The organism is Verrucosispora sp. WMMA2044 (assembly GCF_027497155.1).
GTDB lineage: Bacteria > Actinomycetota > Actinomycetes > Mycobacteriales > Micromonosporaceae > Micromonospora > Micromonospora palythoicola.
In genome coordinates this window covers 2,819,089-2,835,453 of record NZ_CP114913.1, presented here as the reverse complement: position 1 = coordinate 2,835,453, position 16,365 = coordinate 2,819,089, and the positions used below count along the sequence as shown (strand labels likewise).

General features: G+C 71.2%; 16 protein-coding genes and 1 riboswitch. Of the genes, 6 read left to right on the top strand and 10 right to left on the bottom strand.

Translation table 11 applies throughout. The features are described from left to right. The first annotated feature begins 17 nt into the window (after positions 1 to 17). Positions 18 to 191, top strand: coding sequence for a hypothetical protein (locus O3597_RS12785; RefSeq protein ID WP_164446804.1), 174 nt, complete (start codon positions 18 to 20; stop codon positions 189 to 191). Here the strand turns inward: O3597_RS12785 and O3597_RS12780 are convergent. Next, positions 188 to 892: a hypothetical protein gene (locus O3597_RS12780; protein ID WP_281604282.1), complete on the bottom strand. Its 705-nt coding sequence runs from the start codon at positions 890 to 892 to the stop codon at positions 188 to 190. The genes O3597_RS12785 and O3597_RS12780 overlap by 4 nt on opposite strands. Positions 893 to 1,187: 295 nt before the next feature. Here O3597_RS12780 and O3597_RS12775 point away from each other — a divergent pair, with 295 nt between their 5' ends. From O3597_RS12775 to O3597_RS12765, 3 genes are all read left to right on the top strand, one after another. Then, positions 1,188 to 2,330, top strand: coding sequence for a helix-turn-helix transcriptional regulator (locus O3597_RS12775; RefSeq protein ID WP_281604281.1), 1,143 nt, complete (start codon positions 1,188 to 1,190; stop codon positions 2,328 to 2,330). Between the two features lie 72 nt (positions 2,331 to 2,402). After that, a complete protein-coding gene (locus O3597_RS12770; protein WP_281604280.1) occupies positions 2,403 to 2,600 on the top strand; it encodes a hypothetical protein in 198 nt (65 codons plus the stop codon). Then, positions 2,597 to 2,929, top strand: a complete 333-nt coding sequence (locus O3597_RS12765) for a hypothetical protein (protein WP_281604279.1) — start codon at positions 2,597 to 2,599, stop codon at positions 2,927 to 2,929. The genes O3597_RS12770 and O3597_RS12765 overlap by 4 nt, the downstream gene beginning before the upstream one ends. Positions 2,930 to 3,004: 75 nt before the next feature. Here the strand turns inward: O3597_RS12765 and O3597_RS12760 are convergent, their stop codons facing one another. Next, complete coding sequence (locus O3597_RS12760) at positions 3,005 to 3,466, bottom strand: hypothetical protein (RefSeq protein ID WP_281604278.1); 462 nt, start codon at positions 3,464 to 3,466, stop codon at positions 3,005 to 3,007. A gap of 123 nt (positions 3,467 to 3,589) precedes the next feature. After that, a riboswitch (cobalamin riboswitch) is annotated at positions 3,590 to 3,796 on the top strand. A gap of 142 nt (positions 3,797 to 3,938) precedes the next feature. Between O3597_RS12760 and O3597_RS12755 the strand changes: the two genes are divergently transcribed. Beyond that, complete coding sequence (locus O3597_RS12755) at positions 3,939 to 6,311, top strand: ribonucleoside-diphosphate reductase subunit alpha (protein ID WP_281604528.1); 2,373 nt, start codon at positions 3,939 to 3,941, stop codon at positions 6,309 to 6,311. A gap of 35 nt (positions 6,312 to 6,346) precedes the next feature. After that, positions 6,347 to 7,342, top strand: a complete 996-nt coding sequence (locus O3597_RS12750; RefSeq protein WP_281604527.1) for a ribonucleotide-diphosphate reductase subunit beta — start codon at positions 6,347 to 6,349, stop codon at positions 7,340 to 7,342. A gap of 78 nt (positions 7,343 to 7,420) precedes the next feature. On the opposite strand, the gene O3597_RS12745 is transcribed toward O3597_RS12750, so the two are convergent. From O3597_RS12745 to O3597_RS12710, 8 genes are all read right to left on the bottom strand, one after another. Then, positions 7,421 to 8,212 (bottom strand): ABC transporter ATP-binding protein, encoded by a 792-nt coding sequence (locus O3597_RS12745; RefSeq protein ID WP_281604277.1) that lies wholly within the window; start codon positions 8,210 to 8,212, stop codon positions 7,421 to 7,423. Further along, positions 8,209 to 9,195 carry an ABC transporter substrate-binding protein gene (locus O3597_RS12740; RefSeq protein ID WP_281604276.1) on the bottom strand — a complete coding sequence of 329 codons (987 nt, stop codon included), beginning with the start codon at positions 9,193 to 9,195 and terminating at the stop codon, positions 8,209 to 8,211. Before O3597_RS12740 ends, O3597_RS12745 begins: the two co-directional genes overlap by 4 nt. Positions 9,196 to 9,220: 25 nt before the next feature. Further along, positions 9,221 to 9,697: an iron chelate uptake ABC transporter family permease subunit gene (locus tag O3597_RS12735; RefSeq protein ID WP_281604275.1), complete on the bottom strand. Its 477-nt coding sequence runs from the start codon at positions 9,695 to 9,697 to the stop codon at positions 9,221 to 9,223. A 57-nt stretch (positions 9,698 to 9,754) separates the two neighbouring features. Further along, positions 9,755 to 10,540, bottom strand: coding sequence for an iron ABC transporter permease (locus O3597_RS12730; protein WP_281604274.1), 786 nt, complete (start codon positions 10,538 to 10,540; stop codon positions 9,755 to 9,757). A gap of 186 nt (positions 10,541 to 10,726) precedes the next feature. Continuing rightward, a complete protein-coding gene (locus O3597_RS12725) occupies positions 10,727 to 11,884 on the bottom strand; it encodes an alanine racemase (protein ID WP_281604273.1) in 1,158 nt (385 codons plus the stop codon). Beyond that, positions 11,881 to 13,578 (bottom strand): IucA/IucC family protein, encoded by a 1,698-nt coding sequence (locus O3597_RS12720; RefSeq protein ID WP_281604272.1) that lies wholly within the window; start codon positions 13,576 to 13,578, stop codon positions 11,881 to 11,883. Before O3597_RS12720 ends, O3597_RS12725 begins: the two co-directional genes overlap by 4 nt. Continuing rightward, positions 13,575 to 15,197 carry an IucA/IucC family siderophore biosynthesis protein gene (locus O3597_RS12715; RefSeq protein WP_164447222.1) on the bottom strand — a complete coding sequence of 541 codons (1,623 nt, stop codon included), beginning with the start codon at positions 15,195 to 15,197 and terminating at the stop codon, positions 13,575 to 13,577. The genes O3597_RS12720 and O3597_RS12715 overlap by 4 nt, the downstream gene beginning before the upstream one ends. Further along, positions 15,194 to 16,363, bottom strand: a complete 1,170-nt coding sequence (locus tag O3597_RS12710; RefSeq protein WP_281604526.1) for a siderophore biosynthesis protein — start codon at positions 16,361 to 16,363, stop codon at positions 15,194 to 15,196. The genes O3597_RS12715 and O3597_RS12710 overlap by 4 nt, the downstream gene beginning before the upstream one ends. Positions 16,364 to 16,365: the final 2 nt, after the last annotated feature.

Here is a 16,365-nt window from a genome sequence, read left to right as displayed (position 1 = left end):
CGCTTTGCGCTTTGCCGGTGACACGGAATGACGGCGGTCACGGTGCCGCAGCGGCCAGCACCACCACGCCAGTCGGCCTGGTCCCGATCACCGTCAACGATCTCCGACGCCTGTTCCACGCCCTGATCATCGAACCACCCGGCGCGTCGGCGACGTCATCGCCTGTCCTGGTCCGACCACTGGAGTACTAGGGCCACTGGACGGCCTCGACGACGAGTTCTGCGGAGCACGAATTATCATCGATACGCTCGGCTCGGATGGTGAGCGATGACTTGCCCTTAGGCACGCGTAGTTCCTGGCCCCCAGAACCAGCCATGCCATTGCCGAGAGCTTCGCCATCAGCGAGAAGCTCCCACCGAACCTGCGCGCGGTCCGAGCAGCCGTCAACGGCGATGCTCAGATCCCTCTGGCGTGCCGGACCCGAGAGGGTGGCCTGTGCCTGAATTGTCTGTCTCGACGAGTCGAGGAACCAGCGATTAATGCATGTAGTGTGCATTGCGAAGTTGAGACCCGTGGTCGTGCATTCCTGCTGTGCCGCGTCGCCGATGGAGAACCGCATTTCGGTGCGATTAGGAATCTCAGGAAGAAGTAGGGCAGCGATGACCGACAATGCTGGGAAGCCAAGTAGCACGCCTGCCACACCGAGCCTGCGGCGCGTCTTCCTGTGCAGGATGTCTTTGGCGGTCGTACACTCGGATTCGTATGCGGCCAGTATTTCTGGCTTGTCCAGGGAGAGCGCCAACGCGCGGACAAAGGGCCTCGCCATTTCCAGCGTCGCCTTCATCCGAGAGGAGGTGTTCGATGCTTGCACGGCCACGATGACAGCAACTAGCGTACCTGTTATCGCCGCAAACCAGGACCCCCGTTCCAGCCAGTCCGTCCAGTCCGACATGGCTCTCCCTCTCCACCGCTCGGCAGTTGCAGGAAATACGAGCGAGCATAGACGAACGTCCGACCGGCAGTGGACGAAAGATGCTCGTGTGGATCGTCAAGCGCCAGAGAAGCGTAGGAAAGCATCGGGCCGTACTACTCAGGACTAGGACGAAGGGCGAGCGGAGTTGGACAAGCTTGTCCGCGGCAAGACGGGCTCGCGTGTCGACCGCTGTCTCGGCATGCCGTTGCTGAGTACCGTCGACTGTGGCGGCCCGCCGGTGGCCGGCCTTGGTCCGCTGCCCAGGAGCAACGCCATGCCACCAAGCGCACACACCATCGTTGACCCGCGATTCCCGGCTGAGCTGGCCCGGTTACGCCGAGAACGTGGCCTGTCGCTGCGTCAGTTGGCCGCAGCGGTGAGCCATGGCAAGAGCGTCATTCATCAGCTGGAGACAGGGCAGACCCGGCCAGCCGTCGACGTCGCCGTCCGCCTCGATGACGCGCTGGCCGCCGGTGGTGCGCTCGCCGCGATGGTCGTTGACGTTCCCGATGGCGGCCGGCGGGCTGCCTACGTCGCCGCGCATCCGGGCCGTGTAGATCTGGCCGGGGTTCGCATCCTGGGCGACGTGCTCGCCGGATACCGGCGGCTGGAGGACTCCATCGGCGCCGCAGCCGTCCTACCGCCCGTGCGCGTCCAACTCGACACGATCGGGTCGCTGCTGCGCGAGGCTGGCCACCAAGTGCGGCCGGCGGTGGTCGACATGGCTGCGCAGTGGGCGCAGTTCGCCGGTTGGCTCGGTATCGCCAACGGTGACGACCGGACCGCCCGTGTATGGCTGGACCGCAGTCTGCAATGGTCCACAGAGGCCAGCAACGCCGACCTGACGGCGACCGTACTGTCCTTCCAGGGCCACCGGGCGGAGGGTCGCGGCGACCTGCCAGAGATGATCGGGCTGTCCCGGGCCGCCCGGATTGATCCGCGAGCCAACACGGCGTTGCGCGCGTACTCCGCCGGCCAGGAGGCGCGTGGGCTGGCCATGGCTGGGGCGTGCCCGACCGACGTGCGGCAGATGCTCACGCAAGCCGCCGACCTGGCCACCGAGGCGGCAGAGACGCCACTGCCCGCGTGGGGGTACTGGTACACCCCGGCCTTCTACGCGGTACAGCAGGGCATCGTGTGGCGGTACTTGGGCGACCGGGACGCGCGGGCCAACGACCGAGCCGTCGAACTGTTGACCGCCGGCACGGCGGGGGTGGACGAGACGGCCGAGAGCGCCGACTGGCACGGTCGGCACCTCGTGCACCTGGCCATCGCCCACGGCCGGGCCGGGGACAGTGGCTCGGCGCAGCGGGTGCTGGAGCGGGCACGGTCCATCGCGGTGTCAACGGCCTCCCGACGCCTGGCCGGGCAGGTTGACGCCGCTGTCCGCGACTTGGGCCTGTCCGTCAACCCGTAGCGGACACCGAGCCTCTGACCTGGGCACACGCCGTCATCGCACGATGTTTGCGGGTGGCGGTGGTGTTCCCCCGTGCAGCGCCGCCACCCCCTTTACGACCTGGCGGAGGTGGCGGCGGTGGGCGTGTGGCGCAGGTTTCGGTGGTGGCTGCGGCGGCGGTGGTCCGTGCCGCCGGCCGGCACCGGGCAACGGTGGCAGGAAATCGAGCAGGACGCGGCCCGGCGACGCCTGCTCGATCAGGCGCGGCGTAACGCGCGGTGGCCGGCATGACCGGGCGACCCGTGCGCTACCGCGACGCTATGGCCGCTGAAGCGATCCGGATCGGTCGCGCTGTCGACGCCCTGCCCTGCCGCCTTGGCGACCAGCACCTACCGCGCCGGCCGCAGTGGACGTGCGGCACCTGCGACGGCGAACCGGTGTGGCCGTGCGCTCCGGCGCGGGTACGGCTCGGTGAGGCGTACGGCCGGGATCGCGTCGGGCTGTCGATGTACGTGGGCGCGCTGCTCACGGCCGCGCTGGACGACTTGCCGGCCGCAGATGCGGGTGAGCTGACCACCCGGTTCACCGCCTGGACGCGGTGCTCCTGCGGGACGTCGTAGCGTCGAGGGCCCAGCCGGAGGCAGTTTCGTACGCGGGGTGCCGTCAACTCATGTCCGGCACTGCGGCGAGCGTGATCAGGGAACCGGACGGAAGTCCGGGCCGTCGGCGGTCGTCACCAGCTCCCAGCCGAAGGCTTCCAAGGTGATGTTGGTACAGGCACCGAAGGCTTGGACCAGGCGGGCTGCCGGCCCCTCCGGAAGAGTTGCGCTGACCGTGGCGAACACCTCGGCCGGGGATGCTCCGAGCTGCTGTGCCACGATCCACGGCACCGCCAGCGCCACCATGATGTCCCGGTCGTCATCGGACGCCAAGCATCCGGCGAGTCCGGTCGCCAGCACCGAGCGACGTAGCAGGTCGACCGAGTTCTGCCGCAACGCCAGGGTGGCGAGGCGGGCACCGTAGCGGCCGAGGGCGAGCGCGGTGGTGGGTTCGAGGGAGCGTACGAAATTCTGCTCGATGCGTCGCGGCGCGCGGGCGAGGATCTGCTCCGCGAGTCGGTCCTGCTGTCCTGGGATCCGCTCCAGGTTGGGTTTCACGCGGCCAGCATGGCAGATCACGTCAAACCTTCCGGGACGCCCGAGCGCGGATCCGGAGGGACATCCGTTGCACGGACACGCCGACACACCATCTGGTGTCTTGCGTTGGTGGGTCGCCCATATATGGTGTCACCCGTAGCTGGTTCGGGCGCCCATCCGGGGCGGCCGAGGCAAGAGGGAACCCGGTGGAAATCCGGGGCTGCCCCGCAGCGGTGAGTGGGAACGACAGCCGTCACGAAGCACTGGGCTCCGGCCTGGGAAGCGACGGCCAGTAGGAGCGCGCGAGCACGCCCACGAGTCCGAAGACCTGCCAGCACGCCGCCCGCACTCGTGGGCGGCGGCCGCAGGCCGCGTGGGACGGCCGACGCCATGAACGGGCCGCGCCGCCTGCGCGGATTCCGTGGCGTCCTCCCGCGTGTCCGAGGCCCTCGGTAGACGGCGCGAGGAGAGAGACGTGACGGTCGTGCGGGAGATGGCGGCCTCCGGCCCAGCTGTGTCGGAGCAGCGCCGGCAGGTGATGCAGGTCCGCAAACGCGACGGCGCCACGGAACCGGTGGACGTGAACAAGATCGTCCGGGCGGTGGAGCGGTGGGTGGCCGACCTCGACGAGGTGGATCCGCTGCGGGTGGCCACCAAGACCATCAGCGGGCTGTACGACGGTGCCACCACCGCCGAGCTGGACAAGCTGTCCATCCAGACGGCCGCCGAGCTGATCGGTGAGGAACCGCAGTACTCGAAGCTGGCGGCGCGGTTGCTGGCCGCGTACGTGGACAAGGAGGTCCGTGGGCAGCAGGTGGCCAGCTTCAGCCAGTCCATCCGGTACGCCCACGGCCTGGGGCTGATCGGGGACGCCACCGCCGCATTCGTGGCCCGTAACGCGCGCAAGCTGGACGACGCGGTGGATCCGGACGGTGACCTGCGGTTCGAGTACTTCGGGCTGCGCACCGTCGCGGACCGCTACCTGCTGCGGCATCCGCAGACCCGCCTGGTGGTGGAGACGCCGCAGTACTGGCTGCTGCGGGTGGCCTGCGGGCTGTCGCAGACGCCGGGCGAGGCGATCGGGTTCTACCGGCTGATGTCGAGCCTGGCCTACCTGCCGAGTTCACCGACGCTGTTCAACTCGGGCACCCGGCACACCCAGATGTCGTCGTGTTTCCTGGTCGACTCGCCGCGCGACGAACTCGACTCGATCTACGAGCGCTACCACCAGGTGGCGAAGCTGTCGAAGTTCTCCGGCGGGATCGGCATCTCCTGGTCGCGGGTGCGCGGTCGGGGCGCGTTGATCCGGGGCACCAACGGCCGCTCCAACGGCATCGTGCCGTTCCTGAAGACGCTCGACGCCGGGGTGGCGGCGGTCAACCAGGGTGGCCGGCGCAAGGGCGCGGCCTGCGTGTACCTGGAGCCGTGGCACCCGGACATCGAGGAGTTCCTGGAGTTGCGGGACAACACCGGGGAGGAGTCCCGGCGTACCCACAACCTGAACCTGGCCAACTGGATCCCCGACGAGTTCATGCGGCGGGTCGAGGCGGACGGTGACTGGTCGCTCGTCGACCCGTCGGACGCGCCGGAGCTGCCGGACCTGTTCGGCGAGGCGTTCGACGAGGCGTACCGGGCGGCGGAGAAGAAGGCCGTCCGGACCGTCAAGGCCCGCGACCTGTACGGGCGGATGATGCGTACGCTCGCGCAGACCGGCAACGGGTGGATGACGTTCAAGGACGCCGCGAACCGGCTGTCCAATCAGACCGGTGCGCCCGGCAACACGATCCACCTGTCGAACCTGTGCACCGAGATCCTGGAGGTCAACAACGACACCGAGACGGCGGTGTGCAACCTCGGGTCGGTGAACCTGGGCGCGCACGTCACCGCCGACGGCGTCGACTGGGAGAGGCTGCGCGCCACGGTACGCACGGCGGTGGTGTTCCTCGACCGGGTGATCGACATCAACTACTACCCGGCCGAGCAGACGGCGGTGTCGAACCCGCGTTGGCGTCCGGTCGGGCTCGGGCTGATGGGTCTGCAGGACGCGTTGTTCACCCTGCGGCTGCCGTTCGACTCGGCGTCGGCGCGGGAACTGTCGACCCGGGTGCAGGAGGAGATCTTCCTGACCGCGCTGGAGACGTCGGCGGGTCTGGCCGAGCGGTTCGGCCCGCATCCGGCGTACGCCGAAACCCGTGCCGCGAAGGGTGAGTTGCATCCGGACCTGTGGGGCGCGGAGGTGACGCAGGCGCAGCGGTGGACCGCGCTGCGGGAGCGGATCGGCCGCCACGGGCTGCGGAACTCGCTGCTGGTGGCGATCGCGCCGACCGCCACGATCGCCTCGATCGCCGGGTGTTACGAGTGCATCGAGCCGCAGGTGTCCAACCTGTTCAAGCGGGAGACGATGTCCGGCGAGTTCCTCCAGATCAACACCTACCTGGTCCGGGAGCTGAAGGCGCGCGGGCTGTGGACGGCGCCGATCCGGGAGCAGATCAAGCGGGCCGAAGGGTCGGTGCAGGGCATCGCCGAGCTGCCGGCGGAGGTGCGGGAGCTGTTCCGGACCGCGTGGGAGCTGCCGCAGCGGGCGCTGATCGACCTGGCCGCCGCCCGGGCTCCGTTCATCGACCAGTCGCAGTCGCTGAACCTGTTCCTGAGCGCGCCGACCATCGGCAAGCTCTCCTCGATGTACCTGTACGCCTGGAAGGCCGGGCTGAAGACCACCTACTACCTGCGGTCGCGTCCCGCGACCCGGATCCAGCAGGCCACCGTCACCGTCACCCCGGCGATCAAGCCGGTCGTCGCGGTCAGCGACGCCGAGGCGTTGGCCTGCTCCCTGGAGAACCCCGAGAGCTGCGAGGCGTGCCAGTGACCACCGTTTCCGAACCCGACACCGGCCAGCGGCAGATGCTGCTCGACCCCGGCATGGACCTGACTCTGCGGCCGATGCGGTACCCGCAGTTCTTCGACCGCTTCAAGGACGCCATCAAGAACACCTGGACCGTCGAGGAGGTGGACCTGCACTCCGACCTCGCCGACCTGGCCAAGCTCTCCCCGGCGGAGCAGCACCTCGTGTCCCGGCTGGTCGCCTTCTTCGCCACCGGCGACACCATCGTCGCCAACAACCTCGTGCTCAACCTGTACCAGCACGTCAACTCGCCGGAGGGTCGGCTCTACCTGTCGCGGCAACTGTTCGAGGAGGCGGTGCACGTCCAGTTCTACCTGAACCTGCTGGACACCTACGTGCCGGACGAGCGGGAGCGGTTCGCGGCGTTCGCGGCGGTGGAGAACATCCCGTCGATCGCCCGCAAGGCCGAGTTCTGCTTCAAGTGGATCGACTCGATCTTCGAGCTGCGGGAGCTGAGGACCCGCGCGGACCGGCGGGCGTTTCTGCTGAACCTGATCTGCTTCGCCGCCTGCATCGAGGGACTGTTCTTCTACGGTGCCTTCGCCTACGTGTACTTCCTGCGGTCCCGGGGTCTGCTGCACGGTCTGGCCTCCGGCACCAACTGGGTGTTCCGGGACGAGTCGATGCACATGGCCTTCGCCTTCGACGTGGTCGACACCGTACGCGCCGAGGAGCCGGACCTGTTCGACGACGAGATGCGCCAGCAGGTCCGCGACATGCTCGCCGAGGCCGTCGAGTGCGAGGTGCAGTTCGCCGCCGACCTGCTCGAACAGGGCGTGTCCGGGCTGTCCCTGGCCGACATGCGCGAATATCTCCAGCACGTCGCCGACCGCCGGCTGGCACAGTTGGAGATCGAACCGCTGTACGGGTCGAAGAACCCGTTCGCCTTCATGGAGTTGCAGGACGTGCAGGAGCTGTCCAACTTCTTCGAACGGCGGGTGTCGGCCTACCAGGTCGGGGTCACCGGCACGGTCGCCTTCGACGACGACTTCTGACGGCGGTCCCATCCACTGACCGGGTCCGGCTCGGCGCTGATCCTGTCGATCACCGCCGAGCCGGGCCGCCGGCCGGTCTCAGACCCGGCTGGCGGTCCTTTCGACGGCGGGCTGGTCGGTCGGGTGGAACAGCAGGTGGATGGTGCCGGCGACGTCGAGGCGCTGGATGCCGATGCCGTAGACGGGTTCGAGAACGGCAGGGTCGAGGACCTGCTCGGTGGTGCCGGCGGCGGCGACCCCACCCTGGCCGAGCAGCACCAGGTCGTCGCAGTAGCGGGCGGCGAGGTTCAGGTCGTGCAGCACGACGACGGCGCAGGTGCCGAGGTCGCGTACCAGTCGCAGGATCTCGTGCTGGTAGCGGATGTCGAGGTGGTTCGTGGGCTCGTCGAGCAGCAGGTGGGTGGCCTGCTGGGCCAGCGCCCGGGCGATGAGCACCCGCTGGCGTTCGCCGCCGGAGAGGCTGGCGAACGCCCGGGATCCCAGGTGGGTGGCACCGACCCGGGTCAGGCACTGCGCCGCGATCTCGTGGTCCGTCCGGCCGGTGCGCTGGAAGGTGGTCAGGTGCGGGTTACGGCCCAGCAGCACCAGCTCGGCCACGGTGAGGGCGGTCTCGCCGCCGGCCTCCTGCACCACCACGGCCAGCCGGCGCGCGGCCTCCCGCGGCGGCAGCGCGTCCAGGTCGTCACCGTCCACGGCGACCCGTCCGGTGCCGCCGCGCAGCGCGCCGTAGAGCAGCCGCAGCAGCGTGGTCTTGCCGCTGCCGTTCGGGCCGATCAGCCCGAGGACACGTCCGGGTCGCGCGGTCACGCTCACCCCGTCGATCACCGGGTTCGCGCCGTAGCGCCAGGACACCCGGGTCGCCTGGATCACGAGTCGGCCCCGAACCGTTGCACGATGCGCTCCAGACCGTCGATCGACAGCGGGGTCGGCGGCTCGGTGAAGTTGAACAGCTGGGTCAGCACGTTGCCGTCGCGTACCGCGTTGAGCTTCTCGGCACCGGGCAGGCCGGTCAGGCCCTGCTCGACCGCGGCGGGGTCGCCGTCGCTGTAGAGCAGGATCAGCACGTCGGGGTTGCGGCCGAGCAGTTCCTCGACGGTGACCTCGAAGACCCGCTCCGGCGTGTCACCGAAGACGTTGCGGAAGCCGGCCGCCTCAAGTTGCGGGTGGGCCATGCTGGCGGTGCCGTACGCGTACGTGGTGCCGCCGCCGACCGTCGGATACAGCACGGCGGCGGTACGGCCGGACGCCGTCGAAGCTTCGGCCTGGATCTTCGCCATCCGTTGCTGGAGCGCGTCGACCGCCGTGGCCGCCTCCGTTTCGCGGCCGAACACCCGGCCGTAGGTCTCCAGCTGGCGGTAGATGTCGTCGAAGCTGGGGGTGGCGGTGTTGTCCGGGCACATGGCCGGCTCCTCCAGCAGCGGGATGTCCACCGCCGAGAGGGTGTCGCGGGACAGGTTGTCGACCTCACCGAGCACCAGGTCGGGCTCCTGGCTGATCACCACCTCCTTGGAGATCTGCAGGTGCCCGCTGGTGTCGGTCTTGTCGGTCAGCAGCGGGATGCGGTCCAGTTCGGCGAGGGTCCCGGCGTCGTAGTACTCGCTGGGGTACTGCCCGGCCCGGGCGGTGACCCGGTCCATCACGCCCAGGGCGTGCAGGTACGGCACGGCTGCGCTCTTGAGCAGCACGACCCGCTCCGGCGCGGCGTCGAAGGTCACCTCCACGCCGCAGTTGGTGACGGTGACCGGGTATCCCGGGGCGGCTGTGGCCGGCTCGTCGGCGGAACCGCCGCAGGCGGCGACCAGCAGCGCGAGAACGGTCGTGGCCGTGGTGACGGCGAGACGGGTTGCCTTCATCGGTGCTCCTCGGCTCATCGGGCGCTCAGGCGCCGGTGGCGTGCAGACGACGGATCAGGACCAGCAGGAAGGGGGCGCCGAGCAGGGCGGTGATGATGCCGATCGGGATCTCCTGGGGGGCCAGCAGCACCCGGGCGAGCACGTCGGCCCAGACCAGCAGGATGGCGCCGAGCAGCGCGGCGACGGGCACCACGCGCACGTGCGGGGCGCCGACGATGCGGCGGGCGAGGTGCGGCACGACGAGGCCGACGAAGCCGATGCTGCCGGCGGCCGAGACCAGCACGCCGACACTGAGCGACACGAGCACGAGCAGCCGCAGCCGGAACCGGTCGGGTGACACGCCGAGCGTCTGGGCGGTCTCGTCGCCGATGGCCAGCACGTCGAGGCGTCGCCCGCCAAGGCCGGCGTACCCGAGGTCACCCCGGCCCCCGAACCCCTGCTTGTCGACACCCCGCAGGATCCGACGGCCTGGACCACCGACCTGCAGTAGCGCTGGGTACACATGGTCACCGAGTACGACCGGGAGCGCGGCATCCGCCACGAGGGGCCGTACCACTGCCTACCCAGGCCCTCGTGATGCAGCCGCTACAACCCGGACACCGGACGGGCCGAGCTGACCGACGGTCAGGTATCCGATCATGCCGCCCAGCACGACGGCGGCGACCAGGAGCAGGGCGTTCCACCGGGCCAGTCCGAGGGAGCCGAGCAGCCAGAACATCACCGATCGGGCCCCCTCGGCGGACCCCGAGGCGAAGATCAGGAAGCTGGTGGTGGCGTAGAGGGCGTAGCCGACGGCGACGCCGGACAGCAGCAGCCGGATCGAGGTCACCCGTCCGCCGCTGCGGGCGATCAGGAAGACCAGCAGCGACGCGCCGAGCGCGCCGAGGAAGGCGCTGCTGGACAGGGCGTACTGCCCGAAGCCGGCGCCGGCGCCGAACAGGATCGCGGCGGCGGCGCCGCTGGAGGCGCCGGAGTTGATGCCCAGCAGGTACGGGTCGGCCAGCACGTTGCGCACCATGGCCTGCAACGCCACCCCGCAGGCGGCCAGCCCGGCACCGACAAGCATGCCGAGCAGCACCCGGGGCAGCCGGACCTGCCAGACGATGGCTTCCTGCGGCGCGGTCCAGGTCACCTCGCCGGGCAGGCCGACGAGGTGATGCCCGATGATCCGCGCCACCGTGGCCGGGGGGATGCCGATCGCGCCGGAGCCGACCGCGGCCACGCCGGTGAGGACCAGCGCGACCGTCAGCGCGACCAGCCAGATCCCGGTCCGGCGGCGTTGCGCCGCCACGCCGAGCAGGTCCGGCCGGCTCCCGGGCTGGGCGGTGGCGGTCACCGCACCCATCTGCACTCCCTTAGCTCTTGCAAACTTATGGCAAGAAGCTATCAGCAAGATCAGGGCAGCGGGAAGCGGACGAGTCGTCGGTCACCACCCGGTCACCCCGAGAGCTGCGAATCCGTCGCGAGCTGGTCCGGGTCGTCATGTCCGGCGTCGGCCTGTCGAGCTGAGCGCGTCACCGGATCACGGTGATCAACAGCGGTCACTGACCGGATCTGTCGGTCGGCGGTCCCAGTTCCGGGCCACGTCGAGCGGGTCTCCGGTGGTGAAGTGGGGCGGGTCGTGCAGGAGGAAGTCGCGGTGGCTGATGTTCCACGCGTAGGCGCCGGCCATCGCGAACACCAGCACGTCGCCGACCGCGACCGGGCCGCTGACGGCGTCGCGGGCCAGTACGTCCTTGGGCGTGCAGAGCTGGCCGACGACGGTGACCGGGCCACCGTCGGTCCGTGGCCCGGCACCGCCCCGGGACACCACGACGAAGGGCTGCGAGTGTCCCTTGGCCGCCGGGGTCCGCAGGTGATGGGTGCCGCCGGCCACGATCACGAACCACTGACCCTGGGACCGCTTCACGTCGATCACCTCGGTCACGTACGACCCGCAGTAGACCGCGACGGCGCGGCCTGGCTCGATCCGCAGCCGCACGCCCGGGTAGGTGTCCGCCACCTCGCCGAGCAGCCGGCCGTAGCCGGACCAGTCGAAGCGGTGCTGCGGGTGGCGGTAGTCGACGGCCATGCCGCCGCCGACGTTCACCTCCTGCGCGCCCACCTGCCGCACCGCCCAGTCGGTCACCTCGCGCGCCACCACGGCGGCGGTCGCCGCGTCGAGTCCGCTGGCCAGGTGGGCGTGCACCCCCCGGACCCGGACGCCCTCCGGCGGGTCGGCGGCGAGCCGGACCGCCTCCGGTGGGTCCATCCCGAACGGGCTCGCCTGTCCGCCCATCACCAGGACCGCGCCCGGTGTCGCCACCGGCAGGTTCACCCGCAGCAGCACGTCGACGGTACGCCCGGCGGCCCGGGCCAGGGTCGCCAGCCGGTGCAGTTCGGCGGCGGACTCCACGTGTACCCGGTGCACGTCGGCGGCCAGCGCCGCCGAGAGATCCGCGTCGGTCTTACCCGGACCGGCGAAGGCGGCCACCCGCCGGTCGGGCAGCACCGCCGCGAGGTGACGCAGCTCGCCGCGACTGGCCGCCTCGAAACCGTCGACAGTGGCCGCGAGGGTGCGCAGCATCCCCGGATCGGGATTGGCCTTGACCGCGTAGAGCAGCTCGACCCGTTCGGGCAGCGCCGCCCGGACGGCGGCGGCGTGCGTGGCCAGGGCGGCGAGATCGTAGACGTACGTCGGTCGGGTCACCCGGCACCGCCGAGCGGGTTGGGCACCGCGACGTAGGGTGCCTGCTGGTCGGCGGCCCGGTGCCAACGGACCAGCAGGTTCGCCTTGGCGGCCAGCGGAGCGCCGTCGAGCAGCGCAAGCAGCTCGGCCGGCTCACCCAGCTGCGCGTACGTCGCCTCGACGGCTTCCCTGACCGCCCGCCACAGCCGGGGCTCGATGCCGGGGTGACCGTCGGCGAGCGCACCGGCCAGGCCGGCGAGATGGTTGACGAACAGGCAATAGACGATGCGCTGGACCGCCTGCGCGGGAGTGTAGGCGGACTGCCGGGGAACCTGGTCGGGCCAGGCCGGCAACCGGCCCAGATCCAGCTTCAATCCCTCCAGGTCACGCAGGATCAGGCGGACCGGGCGGCCGTCGCGGTCCAGGACCACCAGCACGTTCTGCAGGTGCGCCTCGTGGACCACCCCGTGACGGAGCCACAGTCGCAGCACGCCGGGTACCAGCAGGTCGACGTAGGCCCGCCACCAGTCGAACGGGTCCGGCACGGCAAGCGGCGTGGCGGCCAGCGCGGCCGCCAACACCACCCGTTCGTCCGGCCGCAGATGCTCGCGCACCCCGGTCCGCAGGATCGTGCCGTACGCCTCGTCGGCCCCCGGCAGGTCGACGGTCCGGTAGCCGGGTTCCCGCAGCAACCCGACCCGCGCGGGTAGCGGCACGCTGTCCAGGAACCGGGTCAACGCCACCGCTCCGGTCAACTCGTACCGGGCGTTCTTGCGCAGGCAGTTGGTGATGCGTACGTGCAGGCTGGTCTTGAGGAACAGGTCCACCGAGGGTGCGTAGAGCGTACGGACGCTCGCGGTCGGCCGAACCGGTACGCCGGCCGGGCCCAGCTCGCGCACCCTCGGGTCGGTCGGCGGCATCAGGTCCAGCTGCCACGGATGCACCGGCAACAGGTGGTGTCCGGGTGGTGCGTCCGGTGGCTCCAGCGGTGCGATCAGCTCGTCGACCGGCCCGTCGCCGGCCACCAGGTCGGTGGGCACCGCGAGCCAGCTGAGCCGGAAGGTGCTGCGCAGTTCCGGGGCGTGGCGACGCCAACCCGCCGGATCGCCGCTGCGCCACTTCGGACTGGGATGGTGGGGATGCCCGTGCACGAGGGAGTGTTCGGAGTCGACGTAGCCGTCCACCACCGGGTCGCCCGTCGGGGTGGGGTCGCGGGACGGGCGCTCGCGCAACAGCGTGGCCAGCGCGTCGCGACTACCGAGCACCTGCTCGACGAACTCGTCGTTGGTCAGCCCGGTACGGGCGGCCAGCTCGGCGGCGAGCAGCCGGGCGAGTCGCCCGACGTCGACCGGTGCGTCGACGGCGGGTACGTCGTCGACGAGGGCGCCGGGTGCCGACGGGCCGTCGACCGGCGTGCCGGCGGTCGACAGGTCCGGCACGGCCGGGTGACGGCGGTCGACCGGTGCCGCCACCGGCCGGCAGCGGACCGGGCCGACGTAGCGGTGCGCCAGCACGGGGGAGACCCGGGTCAGCCGGCAGGACAGCAGCAGACCGAGGTGCGGCAGGCGGATCCGCAGAAGCCCAGCGACGGTCTCGGCCGTCCCGTCGGGCGCGGCCACCTCGCGCAGGTAGCAGGCGAGCAGGGTGTGCGCGGCGGCCAGGTCGGCGGCGCGCTCGGCCGGCCGGGCGGCGGCCTCGGCGGTCTGCGGGGTCACGAGCCGCTCCGCAGGTAGTTGGGTCCGGTCCGACGGTAGAACTTGTTCACGTCGGTGCAGCCGATCCGGTGCTTGGGCAGCAGCGTGCCGGCGGTGAGCATCGCCTTGACCGGCAGCCGGTCGGCGGTCAGGACCCGGTCGACCAGCTCGCGCCGGGCGGGTGTGTCGCCCCACCGGTCGCGGGCGGCGCGCAGCCGTGGTGCGAGCGCCTCGGCGGGGGAGGGCACCGTGACGCCCTGTTCCGCCAGGGCGAGCAGCGGTGCCGCCGCCGCCAGGTGCAGGGTGATCGTGACGAACACGTCGGCCAACTCCGCCGGCTGACGAATCCACATCCGCTTGTCGCGCAGCCGGACCGAGCCGGCGTGCCGGGGGTCCAGCCGGGCACCGTCGTTGTCCTTGTACAGCAGCCGAACCGGACCGGTGGCCGGCAGGACCAGATGGATGTTCTGCGGATGTGCTTCCAACGCCACTCCGTACCGTAACCACAGGCAGACATGCCAGTCGAGCAGGAGATCCAGATAGGACCCGAGGAGCCGACCCGGGTCGTCCCCGCCGATCCGCTGGGCGACCGTGCCGGCGGTGGGATCCGCCGCGGCGAGCGCGGCGACCGGCACCACGGTCGCCCGCTCCAACCCGGTGGGCAGCCGGCGCAGCAGAAACGACAGCAGCTCGTCGCCGTCACGGTGACCGAAGACGCTCTCGTCGGCGTGCGTGATCCGGTCGGCGAAGCGCGGCTGCTCCGCGGCGATGCGGTCGAGCAACGCGGCCACCGCCGCGCCGTCGGACAGCGAGTCGGGTGCGAGGGTACGGCGGTTGCGGGCACCCAGGCTCGCGGTCGGCAGCGGCAGCTTCAGGTGCGTCGTCGGGTCGCTGGCCAGGGCGACGGTCCGCATCGACAGGGTGGGCCGCACGGTGATGTCCGGTCCGTCGAACACGGGCAGCGCCGACCGGTCGGCGGTGAGCGGATGCACCGGCAGCAGCACCTGCCCGGCCCGGCCGGTCGTCGGCCACCAGCCGGGCAGCCGGCCGTGCAGCCGCAGAGCCCGGGTCGGTACGGGCAGCCAACGCAGCGCGAACGTGGGCGCGTGTTCCGGCGCGTACCGGAGCAGCTCGGTGGCGTCCAGACCGTGGCGGCACCGGTCGGTGGGGTAGACGGCATGGCCGGCGTGGGCGGCGAGCACGTCGTCGAGCAGGGCACCGCCGAACCCGGTGGGCGGGTCGACGCGGGCGGCGGCGATCCGGGCGTACGTGTCGTCTCGGGTCGCCTCGGCCAGCCGGCGGGCGAGCAGGTCCTGCCGGCACTCGTCGACGAAGGCGCGCCACCCCTGCTCGGCGTCGGCGTCGTCGCCCGGTGCGAGCAGCGCCAACAGGCCCGCCAGCGTGTCCACCCGACGTGGCGTCCGGCCGGGCGGGTGCACGTTCAGCTCGGCGCGGGCGACGCGGACGGTGTGCTGGAAGCCGTCGGGACGAACCGGAAGGCGTAACCGGCCGGCCCGGTGCGGTGCCTGCCACCAGCCGGGGCCGTCCGGACCGCCACCGCTGCTCAGGCCCAGATGGTCCTCGCGCAGCAGGGCGTCCAGCACCCGGCGGAACAGCTGCTGCTCCACCGGATCGGTCACGTCGCGATCACCCAGTCGAGTCCGGCGCGGAACTCGACGAGCGCGCGGCTCACGGCGTGCGGGTCCGGCCCGATGGCGTGCACGACGGCCAGGTAGTCGCGGTTGGTGCCGGTGCGCTCGGCGGTGGTGCCGATCGCCCGCAGCGGGCGGCAGCCGAGTCGGACCCCGTCGCGTACCGCGTCGACGGGCCCGGGGGCGGCGACGAGAGTGCCGCCGCGGTCGGCGCAGACGTACTCGACCCGGGCGGTCTGTTCGATCGTGGCCGGGTCGGGCAGACCGAGGTCGGCCACGGACTCGCCGAGGTGCAGCCGGATGACGTACTCGAACAGCGGCACGTCGAGCAGTTCGGCCAGGACGAGATCCATCCGGTCACCGATCAGCCGGTCGTTGACCTCGATGAGCCGAGGTCGTTCCCGGTGCACGACGAACTCGGTGTGGCAGGGGCCGAACCGGACGCCGAGCACGTCGAGTTGGGCCCGCAGCCGCTCGGCCGTCGCCGGGGCTGCCGGCGCCCATTCCAGGCACAGCTCGGTGAAGGTGGGTGGCGGGCCGAGCGTGGTACGCCAGCCGCCGAGCACGGCCAGCGTCGCGGTGTCACCGAGGGTGTCGTGGGTGCGGACGTCGCCGGGCAGGTACTCCTCCACCACAAGTGGCGCGTCCGGTCGGCGACGGCGGATCTCGCTCACCCGCCGGGCCAGCTCGTCGGCGTCGGTGACCAGGTAGGCGTCCTCACTGGCGACGCCGTCGCGGGGCTTGACCACGGCGGGAAACAGGTCGAACGTCGGCGGCCGCCCTGGTTCGAGGAGGCGGGCGTGGACGACGTCGAGTCCGGCGTCGGCGACGGCCTGCCGGGTGGCGGCCTTGTCCTTGCAGCGCCGCGCCGACTCGGGCTCCTTGCCGGGCAGGCCGAGGCGGTGGGCGGCGAGCGCCGTCGCGGCCTGCAGGTGATCGCTGTTGGAGAACAGGCCCACCGCGGCCGGTCCGGCCCGGACCACCTCCGTGACGGCCTGCGGGTCCCGCACCGGGCAGCCCTGCTTCGGCACCGTCTCGGGCCAGTCGTCGGGTCGGTCGGTCAGCACGGTCACCGGCACGCCGAGCGCGTCGGCCGCCGGCAGCAGGCCGTCCAGCACGGAGTCGGTCGGGTTGAGTGCGGTCAGGTACAGCATCA

Excerpts from the sequence above, each read along its gene's own strand:
- O3597_RS12775 (WP_281604281.1), top strand. The coding sequence starts at position 1,188 with ATGCCACCAAGCGCACACACCATCGTTGACCCGCGATTCCCGGCTGAG.
- O3597_RS12765 (WP_281604279.1), top strand. The coding sequence starts at position 2,597 with ATGACCGGGCGACCCGTGCGCTACCGCGACGCTATGGCCGCTGAAGCG.
- O3597_RS12740 (WP_281604276.1), bottom strand. The coding sequence starts at position 9,195 with ATGAAGGCAACCCGTCTCGCCGTCACCACGGCCACGACCGTTCTCGCG.
- O3597_RS12780 (WP_281604282.1), bottom strand. The coding sequence starts at position 892 with ATGTCGGACTGGACGGACTGGCTGGAACGGGGGTCCTGGTTTGCGGCG.
- O3597_RS12710 (WP_281604526.1), bottom strand. The coding sequence starts at position 16,363 with ATGCTGTACCTGACCGCACTCAACCCGACCGACTCCGTGCTGGACGGC.
- O3597_RS12730 (WP_281604274.1), bottom strand. The coding sequence starts at position 10,540 with ATGGGTGCGGTGACCGCCACCGCCCAGCCCGGGAGCCGGCCGGACCTG.
- O3597_RS12750 (WP_281604527.1), top strand. The coding sequence starts at position 6,347 with ATGCTGCTCGACCCCGGCATGGACCTGACTCTGCGGCCGATGCGGTAC.
- O3597_RS12755 (WP_281604528.1), top strand. The coding sequence starts at position 3,939 with ATGGCGGCCTCCGGCCCAGCTGTGTCGGAGCAGCGCCGGCAGGTGATG.